The sequence below is a fragment of the Streptomyces sp. NPDC042364 genome (genome assembly GCF_056437585.1).
The window spans coordinates 202,962-217,611 of sequence record NZ_JBWKAJ010000012.1 but is presented as its reverse complement, the minus strand read 5'-3'; the positions used below and the strand labels follow the sequence as shown (position 1 = coordinate 217,611).

Annotated in this window: 14 protein-coding genes and 1 pseudogene; 11 read left to right on the top strand and 4 right to left on the bottom strand. The window is 73.2% G+C overall.

Annotation, left to right across the window (positions count from 1 at the left end; translation table 11 throughout):
• Nucleotides 1-124: 124 nt before the first annotated feature.
• On the bottom strand, nt 125-1,159 hold the full coding sequence (locus AC067N_RS24295) for a LacI family DNA-binding transcriptional regulator (protein ID WP_478680990.1): 1,035 nt from the start codon (nt 1,157-1,159) through the stop codon (nt 125-127).
• Nucleotides 1,160-1,776: 617 nt separating this feature from the next.
• On the opposite strand from AC067N_RS24295, the pseudogene AC067N_RS24290 reads away from it, so the two are divergent.
• The 5 genes and pseudogenes from AC067N_RS24290 to AC067N_RS24270 all read left to right on the top strand — a co-directional run.
• Nucleotides 1,777-2,037, top strand: a pseudogene (locus AC067N_RS24290) (helix-turn-helix domain-containing protein); the annotation flags it as partial.
• 290 nt (nt 2,038-2,327) lie between these two features.
• Nucleotides 2,328-3,755 (top strand): amidase, encoded by a 1,428-nt coding sequence (locus tag AC067N_RS24285; protein WP_478680989.1) that lies wholly within the window; start codon nt 2,328-2,330, stop codon nt 3,753-3,755.
• Between the two features lie 54 nt (nt 3,756-3,809).
• A complete protein-coding gene (locus AC067N_RS24280; protein ID WP_478680988.1) occupies nt 3,810-4,034 on the top strand; it encodes a hypothetical protein in 225 nt (74 codons plus the stop codon).
• 173 nt (nt 4,035-4,207) lie between these two features.
• Nucleotides 4,208-5,611, top strand: coding sequence for a flotillin family protein (locus AC067N_RS24275; protein ID WP_478680987.1), 1,404 nt, complete (start codon nt 4,208-4,210; stop codon nt 5,609-5,611).
• An 86-nt stretch (nt 5,612-5,697) separates the two neighbouring features.
• The gene (locus AC067N_RS24270; RefSeq protein WP_478680986.1) at nt 5,698-6,144 is read left to right on the top strand and encodes a type II toxin-antitoxin system PemK/MazF family toxin; all 447 of its coding nucleotides are present in this window, start codon (nt 5,698-5,700) and stop codon (nt 6,142-6,144) included.
• Here AC067N_RS24270 and AC067N_RS24265 read toward each other — a convergent pair.
• Complete coding sequence (locus AC067N_RS24265) at nt 6,098-6,985, bottom strand: TIGR02452 family protein (protein ID WP_478680985.1); 888 nt, start codon at nt 6,983-6,985, stop codon at nt 6,098-6,100. The genes AC067N_RS24270 and AC067N_RS24265 overlap by 47 nt on opposite strands.
• 301 nt (nt 6,986-7,286) lie before the next feature.
• Between AC067N_RS24265 and egtA the strand changes: the two genes are divergently transcribed.
• From egtA to AC067N_RS24240, 5 genes are all read left to right on the top strand, one after another.
• Nucleotides 7,287-8,561: an ergothioneine biosynthesis glutamate--cysteine ligase EgtA gene (egtA, locus tag AC067N_RS24260; RefSeq protein ID WP_478680984.1), complete on the top strand. Its 1,275-nt coding sequence runs from the start codon at nt 7,287-7,289 to the stop codon at nt 8,559-8,561.
• Nucleotides 8,558-9,904, top strand: a complete 1,347-nt coding sequence (egtB, locus tag AC067N_RS24255) for an ergothioneine biosynthesis protein EgtB (RefSeq protein WP_478680983.1) — start codon at nt 8,558-8,560, stop codon at nt 9,902-9,904. Before egtA ends, egtB begins: the two co-directional genes overlap by 4 nt.
• On the top strand, nt 9,904-10,713 hold the full coding sequence (egtC, locus tag AC067N_RS24250; protein ID WP_478680982.1) for an ergothioneine biosynthesis protein EgtC: 810 nt from the start codon (nt 9,904-9,906) through the stop codon (nt 10,711-10,713). The genes egtB and egtC overlap by 1 nt, the downstream gene beginning before the upstream one ends.
• Complete coding sequence (gene egtD / locus AC067N_RS24245; RefSeq protein ID WP_478680981.1) at nt 10,710-11,672, top strand: L-histidine N(alpha)-methyltransferase; 963 nt, start codon at nt 10,710-10,712, stop codon at nt 11,670-11,672. Before egtC ends, egtD begins: the two co-directional genes overlap by 4 nt.
• A 182-nt stretch (nt 11,673-11,854) precedes the next feature.
• Nucleotides 11,855-12,070 carry a dodecin gene (locus tag AC067N_RS24240; RefSeq protein ID WP_055541560.1) on the top strand — a complete coding sequence of 72 codons (216 nt, stop codon included), beginning with the start codon at nt 11,855-11,857 and terminating at the stop codon, nt 12,068-12,070.
• A 6-nt stretch (nt 12,071-12,076) separates the two neighbouring features.
• Here the strand turns inward: AC067N_RS24240 and AC067N_RS24235 are convergent, their stop codons facing one another.
• On the bottom strand, nt 12,077-12,565 hold the full coding sequence (locus AC067N_RS24235; protein WP_478680980.1) for a phosphatase domain-containing protein: 489 nt from the start codon (nt 12,563-12,565) through the stop codon (nt 12,077-12,079).
• A 137-nt stretch (nt 12,566-12,702) separates the two neighbouring features.
• Here AC067N_RS24235 and AC067N_RS24230 point away from each other — a divergent pair, with 137 nt between their 5' ends.
• Complete coding sequence (locus AC067N_RS24230) at nt 12,703-13,806, top strand: NAD(P)/FAD-dependent oxidoreductase (protein ID WP_478680979.1); 1,104 nt, start codon at nt 12,703-12,705, stop codon at nt 13,804-13,806.
• Between the two features lie 82 nt (nt 13,807-13,888).
• Here AC067N_RS24230 and AC067N_RS24225 read toward each other — a convergent pair whose 3' ends face one another.
• Entirely contained in the window at nt 13,889-14,590 is a 702-nt protein-coding gene (locus tag AC067N_RS24225) for a 2-phosphosulfolactate phosphatase (protein WP_478680978.1), read from the bottom strand.
• Between the last annotated feature and the right edge of the window lie 60 nt (nt 14,591-14,650).

Below are 14,650 nucleotides of genomic sequence, written 5' to 3'. Positions count from 1 at the left end.
ACCGCGGCGCGGACGGCGGCTCCGGGTGGTCGCCGGCCGGCGTGCCGACGGTCACCGGCCGGTGCCCTCCGGCCGGGCGCGCTCATCCGGAAGCGGTCCACACAGCGGTCCGGACGCGGCCCCGTCAGCTCGATTCGCGGTGGACGATCCGCGCACCCAGCACATCGTGGGTCGTGGGCACCATGGCGGGGTCGCGGACCGCGCGGTCGACCAGTTCCGCGAGGTCGCGACCGGACGGCAGCTCGATGTGGACCGTGCTGAGACGCGGTCGCAGCAGACGGCCCAGCATGAGGTCGTCGGCGCCGACGACGGCCGTGTCGTCGGGGACGCCGATGCCCTCGTCCCGCAGCGCCCGCATGACGAGCATCGCGTACTCGTCGTTGTAGGCGAACACCGAGTCGAGGCCCAGGGAGCGCCAGCGGGCGGCGAGTCGGCCCGCGGCCTTCTCGTCGTAGGCGAGGTGCAGTTCGGTGACCGTCGCCTCGGTGCCCCGCACCGCACGCCGTACGCCCGCGAGCCGGGGCCGGGAGAACACCCCGAGGCCGGGCTCCTCGGGAACCACGACGCCGATACGGCGGTGCCCGCGCTCGACCAGATGGCGGCCAGCGCTCTCGCCGACGACGCCGTGGTCCAGGAGCAGCACATGGGCGCCCTCGACGGGTTCGGGGCTGAGGGTGACGACGGCGCGTGCGCCGGAGCGCTTCAGGATGGCCACGCCCTGCGGGCCGAGTCCCTCACCGGGGACGATCACCGCGACCGGGCGCAGCTCGGCCCAGGCGCGGGCCGCCTCGTCGCCGCGCAGACCTACTCCGCCGTACTGCACGACGGTGTAGTCGAGGCGGCTGAGGGCCCACTGGAGATCGTTGATGAACTGGCTGTAGAGCGGCCCTATGGGCACGTTCGGGGTGGGCATGAGGACCATGCGGCTGTGGCCGGCGCGCAGGCTGCGGGCCGCCGCGTGCGGTACGTACCCCAGTTCCTTCGCGGCCTCGTGGACCCGGCGGCGGGTGGGCTCGCTGATGCGGACGGCACTGGTGTTGTTGAGGACGTAACTGACGGTCGCACGTGAGACACCCGCCAGGCGGGCCACATCGGCGCTCGTGGGCACGGACCGTTGCAGCGGCGCGGGCGGGGCGGGCTCTTTCGGTATCTGCACCATGACGACGGCATCCTTGCAGAAGCTGTGAAGGGCTTTCCGGCCGGGGGACTTCCGGCCGTACGGGAGCTCGGGTCCGGGCCGTGCGGGGGCTCGGTTCGGGCGACCGATCTTTGTGGCTGGGCAGTTTGGCGAATATGTTCGAAACCTGTTCAGTCCTGCAACCATTTCGCGCCATCTCCGTGAAGGTGGGGTGATGGCGGCGTTTGGCGGACGGGCCCCGGCGTCCGCGGGAGCGGTCACGCCCGTACGCGGCCGTCCTCGGCCCGGGAGCGCCGTGGTGTGCCGGTGCGGCGCGCGGGGCGTGGTTGCGCTGGCAACGGGGCTGGTGGGCTGCTCGGGAGGACGGAAAGCGGGCGGCCTCGCACGCGGGACAGGACGGGTGCCGGTTCTCGCCGCGGTCTCCGCGAGAGGGGTGCCGGGGCCGTGCGGTCGGCGGGCGCCCGGAGGTGCGCGCGGCCGCTACGTCCGCGTAACACGCCAAAGCTATGGCGTGAACTGTGTGTTGAACAGGCGTCGGGGCGGCCGGTTCTCGCGGTGGGGTACCGATGCGGTGATCCGCCGGCGCGTCGGTGGGACGCGGCCGGGGCCGACGGGGTGCCCGGCGGGCGGGTCGGGGCGTGCCGGGAGGTGAACCGCCGCCGGATGTGCGAGAGCTGGAGAAGGCCGCGGCGGACGCGCCGTGGATGCCGGCCACACTGCACGCGGTCGCGTCCACGGCGAGCCTGCGGGCGGCGGCCGCCGAGGTCGACGTCCACCACTCCACGCTCCGGGACCGGTTGACCCACGCGGAGTCCCTCCTGGGCGGGCCCGTCCGCGACCCGCACGGCCGGCTGCGCCCGCAACTGGCTCTCACCCTGCGGCGCTTGGCTCACGGCTGAAGGGTGTGTTTCGAAAGTCCCGCCTGCCCCGCGGCGTCTGGCACGCCCGCTCGCGGCGTTTCCGAGACTCCCGAATGGCTCCGCTTCAGGGCGCCTCGGGCCGCCGGTGGGCCCGGGCATGCCACGCGCACGCGCGCCAGGGGTCGGCCGGGCCCGGCCCCCGTCGTCGTGGGCCCGCCCGCTCAGGCCGCGAACCGCCGTGGTCACCAGCGAAGTCGTCCGTCCCGTACCGCCGCCCGCGCGCGGACGTTACCGTTCGGTAGAACAACCTGCTACCGGAGGTGTTCCGTATGGCTGCCGACCGTGCCCCGGGTCTGGCGGAGTGTGCCCGTGCGCTGGCCGCCGGGGAGGTGACGTCGCGGGAACTGGTCGAGCGGACCCTGGCCCGGATCGAGGCGAGTCAGCCGACGGTCAACGCCTTCCGGCGGGTACGCGCCGAGGCGGCACTGGTGGAGGCCGAGGCGGCGGACCGGGAACTCGCGGCAGGCGGGCGGCGGCCGCTGCTCGGGGTGCCGGTGGCCGTGAAGGACGACATGGACGTGGCGGGCGAGCCCACCGCGTTCGGCTGCCGGGGCGAGTTCCCGTCGCTGCCGGAGGACGGCGAGGCGGTACGGCGGCTGCGGGCGGCCGGGGCGATCGTGGTCGGCAAGACCAACACCTGTGAACTCGGGCAGTGGCCCTTCACCGAGGGGCCGGCCTTCGGGGCCACCCGCAACCCCTGGCACCGCGACCACACCCCCGGCGGCTCCTCGGGCGGCTCGGCGGCGGCCGTCGCGGCGGGACTCGTGCCGGGCGCACTGGGGTCGGACGGGGCGGGCTCGATCCGTATCCCCGCCTCCTGGACACATCTCATCGGCATCAAACCGCAGCGCGGCCGCATCTCGACGTGGCCGCTCCCGGAGTCCTTCCAGGGCATCACCGTCAACGGCACCCTCGCCCGCACGGTCGCCGACGCCGCCCTTCTGCTCGACGCGGCCGCCGGCAACCACGAGGGCGACCTGCACCGGCCTGAGGCCGTCGACGCCTTCGAGGCCGTGACGCGGGATCCGGGGCGGCTGCGGATCGCGCTCTCCTTGAAGCCGCCGTTCACCGCGCTGCCCGCACGACTGGACCCCCGGGTGCGGGACAGGGTCCGGGCGGTCGCCGAACGGCTCGCCGCACTCGGGCACGAGGTGGAGGAGGCCGAGCCCCGCTACGGGCGGATCGGGCTCACCTTCGTCCCGCGCGCCACCGCGGGAATCGCCGAACACGTCGGCGGGATCGCCCGGCAGGACCTCCTCGACCGGCGCACGCTCGACGCCGCCCGCCTCGGCCGGCTGCTCGCCGGCGCGCCCCTGCGACTGGCCCGCCGCGCGGAGGCCACGCTCCACCAGCGGATCGGCGCCCTCTTCACCACGTACGACGTGCTGCTCGCGCCGACCACCGCCGCTCCCCCGCCGCGCGTCGGCTCCATGATCGGCCTCGGCGGGCTCGGCACCGACCGGGCGATGATCGCCGCCTGCCCCTACGCCTGGCCGTGGAACGTGCTCGGCTGGCCCGGCGTGAACGTACCGGCGGGTTTCGTCGGCGACGGGCTGCCGGTGGGCGCGCAGCTGCTCGGTCCGGCGAACAGCGAGCCGTTGCTGCTGTCGCTGGCCGCGCAGTTGGAGGCGGACCAGCGCTGGCACGAACTGTGGCCGCCGGACACGACGACCCCCGCCGAGTCCCCCGCGGTGTGAGCGGGGCCGCCCCGTCGCGAGTGGGTTCGGGGGCCCGGGTGCGACCCGTACGCTGTGACCATGGACGAACCGTCGATGGTCGGGCTGATGGGACGGGTGACCGGTGCGGTCGGTCCCGGGCTCGTCGGCGAGGTGATCGTCCGGGTGCGCGGCGGGGCCGAGCACTTCCTGGCGTACCCCGCCTCCGCGAAGGACCGGATCGAGCCGGGGACCCTCGTGATGGTGATCGAGTACCTGCCGCCGCGCACGGTCTACGTCTCGGCCGCGTACGACAGTTGACGGACCGTCAGGTCGATCGCTGACGGTCCGCCGGGGGTGCTCGCCGCCTCTGCGGGAGCGGTTCGCATCAAGACTGCAACAACGGTCCGTACGGCTCTGTACCCCGGGCGGGCCCCTTGGGACACTCCCGACGTTCGGTGCCGAAAGGGCACCTGGCCAAGGGGGGTGTGCCGATGTTCATCGGCATCATCGCGGGGGCGGCCTTGGGCGCCGTCCTGGTACTGATCGGCCTGTTCAAACTGATGTGGCGGGTCGCCGAACCCAACGAGGCGCTGATCATCTCCGGCTCCAAGCACAGGACGGAGGGCCTGGAGGAGGGCATGGGCTTCCGCATCGTCACCGGGCGCGGCACGCTCGTGCTGCCCGGGATGCAGGCGGTGCGCAAGCTCTCGCTCGACCTGAACCAGACCGAGTTGGCCGTGGAGTGCGTGACCCACCAGGGCATTCCGCTGAAGATCCGGGGCGTGGTCATCTTCAAGGTCGGCGACGACTTCGTGTCCATCGCCAACGCGGCCCGCCGCTTCCTCGACCAGCAGAAGCGGGTCTCGGAGCGGGTGCACAACGTGTTCGCGGGCCATCTGCGGTCCATCGTGGGCGGGTTGACGGTCGAGGACATGATCCGCGACCGGGAGAAGCTGACCGGGCAGACCCGGGCGGCCTGCGGTACGGAGATGGAGAAGCTGGGGCTGATCGTCGACTCGTTGCAGATCCACGAGATCGAGGACCCGACCGGCTACATCAAGAACCTCGCCATGCCGCACGCGGCGGCCGTCCAGCGGGACGCCCGGATCGCGCAGGCCGAGGCGAACCGGCTGGCCACCGAGGCCGAGCAGCAGGCCGCGGCGCGGATGGCGGAGGCCACCCGGGACAGCGAGATCCTCCAGGCCGGCTACCAGGCGGAGCGGGACAAGGCCTCCGCCAAGGCCAAGCAGGCCGGGCCCCTCGCCGAGGCGGGCGCCCGGCAGGAGGTCGTCGTCCAGGAGACCCGGGTCGCCGAGCTGGAGGCGTCTCGGCGGGAGCAGCAGCTCCAGGCGGATGTGCGCAAGCCCGCCGACGCCAAGGCCTACGAGAAGCGGACCCTCGCCGAGGCCGAGCGCGACGCCCGTATCTCCGCGGCCCAGGCCAAGGCCAAGGAGACCGAACTCGCGGCCGCCGCCGAGGCGAACGCGACCCGCGCCACCGGTGAGGCCGAGGCCGCGGCCCGGCAGGCCAAGGGGCTCGCGGCCGCCGAGGCCGCGCGGGCGAAGGGGCTCGCCGAGGCCGAGGGCATCAAGGCGCGGGCCGCCGCGCTGGCCGAGAACCAGGAGGCGGTGATCGCGCAGCAACTGGCCGAGAAGTGGCCGGAGATCGTGCATGCGGGGGCGTCCGCCTTCGGGAACGTCGACAACATGGTGCTGCTCAACGGGGCCGACGGGATGGCCGACATGTTCGCCAAGGCGCTGACGATGGGCGGCACGGGCCTGGGGCTGGCCCGGCAGCTGCTGGCGTCCATGAACAAGAACGGGGCGCCCGCCGGCGGCCCACCCGGGGTCAACGGGCTGCCGGTGGAGAAGGTACCGGTGGACCGGGAACCCTAGAGCCCTGCTGTTGTGGCCCGGGCGGCGGAGCCGCACAACGCCACAGCCCCGCGCCCCCTTGGAGGGGCGCGGGTTAGCGTTGCCCCGTGACTGCGTTTGCCGATCAGGACGTTCCCGGGCGCTACGGCCCCTCCGCCACCACCGAGGCCGACCCGCGCGGCGTGGGGCGGGTGCGTACCGAGTACTCGCCCGCGCACGACGGGGACCCCGACCCCGGGGAGATCGTGTGGACCTGGGTGCCGTTCGAGGAGAACGACGGGCGGGGCAAGGACCGGCCCGTGCTGGTGGTGGCGCGGGAGCCGGGCGGGACGTTCCTCGCCGTGCGGCTGTCGAGCAAGCGGCATGACGGGGACCGGGAGTGGGTGCCGATCGGCAGCGGGCCGTGGGACCGGTCGGGGCGGGCGTCCTGGGTGGATGTGGACCGGGTGCTGCGCCTGCACGAGGCGGGGATGCGGCGGGAGGCGTGCGCCCTGGACCGGATGCGGTTCAACTCCGTCGTGCACCGGCTGCGGGAGCGGTACGGCTGGCGGTAGCCGGACGACCCGCGGGCTGGAACTCCCGCTCGAAGGCGGCTCGGACCGTGGCTCCCCTCGTGCGGTCCAGTACGCCGAACACCACGTGCTCGAAGTGGCCCTCGAACCGGCCGCCGTCCGTGAGGAGCCCGCGGAACGCGGTCGCCACGTGTGCCGGGTCGTTGCCGAAGACACCGCAGCCCCAGGCGCCCAGGACGAGTCTGCGGTAGCCGTTCGCCACGGCCGTCTCCAGGACCCGTTCCGCGCGCACGGCCAGGGCGCCCGGCAGCTCCGGGGCGCGCTCCGGCGCGGTCCGCAGGACGACCGAAGCGTTCGGGGCGGCGGAGGTCAGGAAGCCGGCCTCGTACGGGGCGGCCAGGAGGTCACCGCGGTCGTCACGGAAGACGGGCACGGCGGGCGAGTGGATGACACGGTCCGTGTAGAACGGGTCGCGGTGGGCGCGGTGGTGGTCGTAGAAGCCGCGGGCCTCCCGTACGCAGGTGTACAGGGCGGAGGCCCGGCAGAGGGCTTCCTCCTGGGCCTGGGCGCCGTTCAGGTAGCCGCCTCCGGGGTTGCGGGCCGAGGCGAAGTTGAGGACGGCGACGGGGGCCGTGCCGGTGAGACGGCGGGCGGCCTCCAGACTGCTCTCACCGGTGACCTCGATCCGGGTCCGCGCCGGGGCGACCCGCGGCGGGTCCACCTCGGCGGCGGCGACCGGTTCCGGGCCGTACAGGCGCGTTCCCGTCCGCGCGGCGTCGATCCGCGCCGCGATCGACACCTCGCGGCCGTCCGGCGCGCGGTAGCGCCCCGCCGCGACGATGTCCTCGGTCTCCCGAGCGATACCCCGCAGGCGGGCGCTCATGGCGCCACCCCCGTGCGCGCCACGGACGTCGCCCGCGTGCGCTCCCCCGTCGTGCTCATGGACGCATCGTGGGTGATGCTGGTGGGTGACCGCAACGGAGTTTTCCCTGGCGCGAATGGCCCTCGACGGGTCCGGGAAGAGGTGCCTGAAGTTCCCTGAAACAGAGATCGACGATCCGCATTGCCACGATGTGCACCCTTGTGCGAACCGTCGCCCAGGGGTTTGGGTGGGACGAGCAACGCCGGTCCGGCCCTCCCGGCATCGGATCGGCGACATGGTGGAATCTCAGGAGGATCCCGACATGTCAGATTCGGTTGGTGGCTGTACGGAGCAGCGCTCCCCGGTCACCGAGGCGGAGGTCGAGGCCCTGGTACGGGGCATCTGCTTCAAGACGGGCCCGCCCCGCGCACTCGGTGTCGAACTCGAATGGCACGTCCATGAGCTGCGTGATCCGCGGCTGCCCGCGACACCCGCACGACTCGAAGCGGCCTACGCCGCACTGCGGACCCTGCGCCTGACGTCGTCGCTGACGATCGAGCCGGGCGGCCAGCTGGAGCTCAGCTCCGCTCCCGCCGCCTCCCTGATGGAGTGCGTCGGGTCCGTCTCCGCCGACCTGGACGCCGTACGCGCGACGCTGCGCGAGGCGGACCTCGGCATCAGCGGCTTCGGCCACGATCCCTGGAACCCCCCGACCCGGTTCCTGCACGAGCCCCGGTACGACGCGATGGAGGTGTACCTCGACCGCTTCGGGCCCGAGGGCCGGTCCATGATGTGCTCGTCGGCGTCCGTGCAGGTGTGTCTCGACGCCGGGTACGAGGAGCCGGGCCCCCTCGGCCACGAGCGGCGCTGGTGGCTGACGCACCAGCTCGGGGCGGTGCTCCTCGCCGCGTTCGCGCACTCCCCGCTGGCGCGCGGCCGGGTCACCGGCTGGCGTTCGACGCGGCAGTCGCTGTGGGCGGCGATGGACCCGGGCCGCACGACGGCCCCGGAGCTGGACGGCGATCCGCGCGGCGCCTGGGCACGGCTGGTGCTGGACGCACCGGTGATGTGCATCCGGGCCGACGAGGGGCCCTGGGGTGTCCCCGGCGCGATGACGTTCCGGGAGTGGACCAGGTCCGACACCCCGCCGAGCCGCGCCGACCTCGACTACCACATGACGACGCTGTTCCCACCGGTACGGCCGCGCGGACATCTGGAGCTGCGCATGATCGACGCCCAGCCGGGCGAGGACGGCTGGATCGTGCCGCTCGCCGTGACGACGGCCCTGTTCGAGGACCCGGAGGCCACCGAGGTCGCCTACCGGACGGTCAAGCCCCTCGCCGAGCGCGCCGGTTCACTGCGGGCGCCGCGCAATCCGCTGTGGCTCGCCGCCGCCCGTGAGGGGCTGGCCGACCCCGAGCTGCGGGAGGCGGCGGCCGTCTGCTTCGCCGCGGCGGCCGAGGCACTGCCGCGGCTCGGCGCGAGCACCCGGGTGCTGGACGCCGTGGCGGAGTTCACCGACCGCCAGGTGGCCCGGGGCCGCTGTCCCGCCGACGATCTGCTCGACCAGTTGCACGGGAAGGACATCCCCGCATGACCGCGCCCGAGACGCCGGCCCCGACGCACGACGCCGACCCCGAGATACTGCGGGAGCGCGCGCTGGCGGCGCTGACCACGGCCCGCGCCCGCACCGCGCTCCTCACCTCCGCCGTCGACGAACCCGACCTCACCGCGCAGCACTCGCCGCTGATGTCCCCGCTGGTGTGGGACCTCGCCCACATCGGCAACCAGGAGGAGCTGTGGCTGCTGCGGAACGTCGCGGGACGGGAGGCGATGCGGCCCGAGATCGACGGACTGTACGACGCCTTCGAGCATCCGCGTGCCGAGCGGCCGTCGCTGCCGCTGCTGCCGCCCGAGGAGGCCCGCCGGTACCTCGCCGAGGTGCGCGGCCGGGCGCTCGACGTGCTGGAGGGCACCGAGTTCCACGGCACCCGGCTCACCGAGGCGGGCTTCGCCTTCGGCATGATCGCCCAGCACGAACAGCAGCACGACGAGACGATGCTGATCACCCATCAGCTGCGCAGGGGCCCGGCCGCGCTGTCGGCGCCCGATCCCGGTCCCGCGCCGCTGTTCACCGGGCCTGCGGAAGTCCTGGTGCCGGGCGGTGAGTTCATGATGGGCACCTCGACCGAGCCGTGGGCGCTGGACAACGAGCGGCCCGCGCACCGGCGCATCATCCCGCCGTTCCACATCGACACCACCCCGGTGACGAACGGCGCCTACCAGGCGTTCATCGACGACGGCGGCTACGAGGACGCACGCTGGTGGACGCCCCGGGGCTGGGACCACATCCGCGCACACGACATCACCGCGCCGCTGTTCTGGCGGCGTGACGGCCGGCAGTGGCTGCGGCGGCGATTCGGCGTCACCGAGGTCGTGCCGGCCGACGAGCCGGTGCTGCACGTGTGCTGGTACGAGGCGGACGCGTACGCCCGCTGGGCGGGGCGCCGGCTGCCCACGGAGGCCGAGTGGGAGAAGGCCGCCCGCCACGACCCGGTCACCGGGCGCTCGACGCGCTACCCGTGGGGCGACGCGGACCCGACGCCCGACCACGCCAACCTGGGCCAGCGCCACCTCCGCCCGGCCCCGGCCGGCAGCTACCCACTGGGCGCGTCCCCGCTGGGCGTACGGCAGTTGATCGGTGACGTGTGGGAGTGGACGTCGAGCGACTTCCTGCCGTACCCGGGGTTCACGGCGTTCCCGTACAAGGAGTACTCGGAGGTGTTCTTCGGCCCCGAGTACAAGGTGCTGCGCGGTGGTTCGTTCGCCGTGGACCAGGTCGCGTGCCGGGGGACGTTCCGCAACTGGGACTATCCGATCCGGCGGCAGATCTTCAGCGGGTTCCGCACGGCCCGTGACGCGTCCCCGGAGGCCCTCTGATGTGCCGTCACCTGGCCTATCTGGGCCCGGAGGTGCCGCTCGGGGCGGTCCTCGTGGAACCACCGCACAGTCTGTTCCGGCAGTCGTGGGCGCCCCGGCGGCAGCGGTACGGGACCGTCAACGCCGATGGTTTCGGGGTCGGCTGGTATGCCGAGGGCGACCCGGTGCCGGGCCGCTACCGCCGGGCGGGGCCCATCTGGGGCGACCTGTCGTTCACGGATCTCGCCCGGGTGGTCCGTACGGGGGCGCTGCTCGCCGCCGTACGGGACGCCACGGTGCCGGGCGCGGACAACGAGGCCGCGGCGGCGCCGTACGCGGGCGGGCCCTGGTTGTTCAGTCACAACGGGGCGGTCACCGGCTGGCCCCGGTCCCTGGCGCAGCCGGCCGGCGGACTGCCGGCCGTGGAAGTCCTGTCGATGGAGGCCCGCAACGACTCCGCGTTCGTGTGGGCCCTGGCCCTGAACCGGCTGCGGGCCGGTGACGAGGAGGGGCAGGCGCTGGCCGACACGGTCCTGGAGGTCGCGCGGGCGGCCCCCGGTTCCCGGCTCAACCTGCTGCTCACCAGCGGCGACACCATCACCGCGACGGCCTGGGGCGACACCCTGTGGTACCTCGCCCGGCCAGGTCACGGCACCGTCGTGGCGTCCGAGCCGTACGACGACGACCCGCACTGGGTCGAGGTGCCCGACCGCACGCTGCTCACCGCCGACCGCACGGACATCCTGCTCACCCCGCTCAAGGAGCCGGAGGAAGCCGGGCGCCCGAGCGCCGACCCCGTCCCCGTACCACCGAAGGAGTCCCCTGCGTGAGCCCGTTCCACCTCACCCGCACCCTGCCCGAGGACGCCACGGGCGCGGCCCTGCGCGCCGACGTCCTGAACGGCCTCACCCGCACTCCGAAGACGCTGCCGCCCAAGTGGTTCTACGACGCGCACGGCAGTGAGCTGTTCGAGCGGATCACCGAGTTGCCCGAGTACTACCCGACCCGAGCCGAGCGGGAGATCCTGCTCGGCCGGGCGGGGGAGATCGCCGCGGCGAGCGGTGCGCGCACGCTCGTCGAGCTGGGTTCGGGCTCGTCCGACAAGACACGGCATCTGCTGGACGCGATGCCCGCGCTGCACGCCTATGTGCCGGTCGACGTGAGCGAGAGCGCGTTGCGGCAGGCCGGTGAGGCGCTGGTCGCCGAGCGGCCGGGGCTGGAGGTGCACGCGCTGATCGCCGACTTCACCGCCGGGATCCGGCTGCCGGAGACTCCCGGGCCACGGCTCGTGGCGTTCCTCGGCGGCACGATCGGGAATCTGGTCCCCGTGGAGCGGGCCGCGTTCCTGGCCTCCGTCCGTGCCCTGCTGGCGCCCGGCGACGCGCTGCTGCTGGGGACTGACCTGGTCAAGGACGAGGCGGTGCTGGTCGCCGCGTACGACGACGCGGCGGGGGTGACCGCCGCGTTCAACAAGAACGTGCTGTCCGTCATGAACCGTGAGCTGGGGGCGGACTTCGATCCCGGCGCCTTCGAGCATGTCGCCCTGTGGGACGCCGAGCGGGAGTGGATCGAGATGCGGTTGCGGTCGCGGGCCGCGCAGACGGTGAAGATCCCCGCGCTGGAACTCGCCGTCGACTTCGCGGACGGGGAGGAGCTGCGGACGGAGGTGTCGGCGAAGTTCCGGAAGGAGGGCGTGACGGCCGAACTGGCCGCCGCGGGGCTGGACCTGACCCATTGGTGGACTGACGGGCAGGGCCGCTTCGCACTGTCCCTGAGCATGGCGGGGTAGCCGGACGAGCCAGCCCGGCGGGTTCTTCGGCTGCGGGTGCGGGGTGCCCGTCGCGCGGTTCCCCGCGCCCCCGAGCCATGAGGCGTCAGGCGCCGACGTCTCGCGCGGCAGCGCGACGTGGGGCACGGTGGAGGGACGTGTGGCCGCAGGCCACGGCGAGAGGTCCCGATTGGAGAAGCCGTATGTCCGACCACGTGTACCGGGTCACCGAGATCGTCGGCAGCTCGGGCGAGAGCGTCGACCACGCCATCCGCAACGGCATCGCCCGCGCCGCCCAGACCCTGCGCAACCTGGACTGGTTCGAGGTGACGCAGGTCAGGGGGCACATCGAGAACGGCGAGATCGCGCACTACCAGGTCGGCCTGAAGGTCGGCTTCCGGCTGGAGGGCACCGACTGAACGCCCTCAGGTACGGCCCTCCCGTTCCTGCGCCACCTTCAGCGCGGCGGAGGCGGCGGCCCAGCGCGCCCGTACGACGGGGAAGCCCGCCCGCTCCGCGTCCTCGCACACCAGCTCGTCGTCGTCCACGAGGACGCGGATCTCGCGGGTGCGGGCCAGCTGCCGGAGGATCTCCAGCTTGGTGCGGCGGGCGGGCCTGCGGTCGTGGTTCGCCCGCATCCGGATCCGCCCCTCGGGGAGCCCCTGCGCCGCGAGCCAGTCGACCGTGTCGCGGCGGCAGCGCTCGGGGCGCCCGGTGAGATACACGACCTCGCACTCCTCCGCGTGGCGCAGCGCCAGCGCGATCCCCTCGGGCAGCGGCGGATCGTGCGGGGCGGCGGCGAAGAACGCGTCCCAGTCGCGTGGCCTGCGCTCCAGGTACCGCTGCCGGTGAGCGGTGTCGGCGAGCGTGTTGTCGAGATCGAACACGGCGAGGGGTCTGCTGTCGTCGGTCACGGGTCCAGCCTAGGCAGTGCGTTACTCGTGTCGTCCGCCGTCGCTTCACACAAGGAGCACAAACCCCTCCCATAGCTTTAAGTTTCAAGCGTTAGGCTCATCGTCTCTCCCCCCACACACAGCACAGGAGAATCGGTGTGCCTGACGGCGAAGTGATCGTGATCGGCGGCGGATACGGGGGCATCCGCCTGGCGAGGCAACTGGACGAGTACGCGCGGGTCACCCTCGTGGACCGCAAGGAGGTCTTCTTCCATCGCATCGCCGCGATGCGCGCCGGCGTGCAGGAGGAATGGACGGCGGCGCCCTTCATCCCCTACGACCGGCTGCTGAGCAACGGCCGCGTACTGGTGGGCAAGGCGGTCGCCATCGACACCGGCGAACGGTATGTGAAGCTGGCCACCGGCGAGCGGTTGCCGTACGACGTGGTGGTCATCGCGACCGGCGCCGACTACCCGGAGCCCGCCCGCTTCCTCGGGACGACCACGGAGGAGGCGGCCAAGACGTTCACGGCGCACCAGGAGAGCATCGCCGCGGCCGGGCATGTGCTCATCGTGGGCGGCGGTCCGGGTGGCGTGGAACTCGCCGCGGAGATCCGTCTGGCCCGGCCGGCCACCCGGGTGACGCTCGCGCACGCCGGGCCTGCGCTGCTCAGCTCCACCGGCAGCAAGTGGGCCGGGCGGCGGGCGCTGGCATGGCTGGAGGCACACGACGTGGAGGTGCGTCTCGACTCGTTCGTCTCCCCCGGCGCCGACTTCGGCTCGTACCGGGACGGCCGGGGCCATGTCATCGAGGCGGATCTGTCGTTCTGGGCGACCGGCACCACCCCGAACACGCTCTGGCTGCGGCTGGCCGGGCACGGCGACTGGCTGAACCCCTCCGGGCACGTGAAGGTCGACCGGATGCTGCGGGTCGACGGGCGGCTCGACGTGTTCGCGGTCGGCGACGTGAACGACGTCACCGAGCTGAAGATCTCCCCCGCCGCGATCGCCCAGGCGGACATCGCCGCCCACAACATCCGCGCCCATCTGGGAAGTTCGGGGAGGCACCGCAAGGAGCCGCGTTTCTACCGGCCGATCCAGCGGACCCCGCTGATCGTGCCGTTCGGGCCGGCCGACGGGCTCACCCTGATCCCCGTGCCGGGCGGCGAGACCGCCGTGCTCGGCGGCCGCACCAGTACCCTCGCCAAGGCGAGGACGCTGATGACGCCGTACATGCGGAGGCAACTCGGCTACTCCGCCTGAGGGACGGCGATCAGGTCGGGGGCGGCTGCCCGGGACAGGGTCGCCGCCGCTCGACGGACCCCGGTCCCGGCGCGGGCTCCGGTCAGCTCGTGCCAAACGGGGTGTCGGGCGGCACCGGGACAGGGCGGAGCACCGTCAGTGAGTCCTCCCGGCGGGCCTTCATCACGAAGGGGAACCTGTCGACCTCCAGGCAGAGGTCGATGTCGTCGGGGTGGGATCCGCTGCGCCGTCCGGCGGCGAGGTCCGCCCCGGCGCGGGACGTCCTCGCGCGGTGGACGTACGGGGCCGCCTCGACGTCGTCCCCGGCCATGCGTCCGCCGATGTACTCGGCGCATGCCAGGTCCTCGTCGGCGCGGCCCTCGTCGCCGGTGACGACGAAGGTCACCGGGCCGGAGGCCCCGGTCCGCAGATACCGCGCGGTGGGGCCTGCCACGGCGAAGCTCGCGCAGAGGACCAGTGGGGAGTCCGCGACGGCGAGCGCGCCCACGGTTCCCGCCGTCGTCTTCTGCACCAGTGTGCGACCGGCGAGGTCGTGCCCCCTGAGCAGGGCGGGCGAGTTCACCGCGTCGAAGCCCTCCGCCGGGGGTCCGTCCTTGAGGGCGAGCCACCCCGGGTGGCTCTTCTTCAGGACGAGGGCCTCGCTCTCCGTCGAGGCCAGGACGATCCTCTCGACGCCGAGCGAGAAGGCCCATGCGGCCACGGTGAAGGCGCGCATGACGTCGATGACGACCGCGACGCGGGGGACTCCGGTCAACTCCGGGATTCCCACGAAGTGATGATCCATCGGACCATGATGCCGTGCCGCCACCGATGGCGTGCCCGCAGCCGAAGGCGTGCCCGCAGC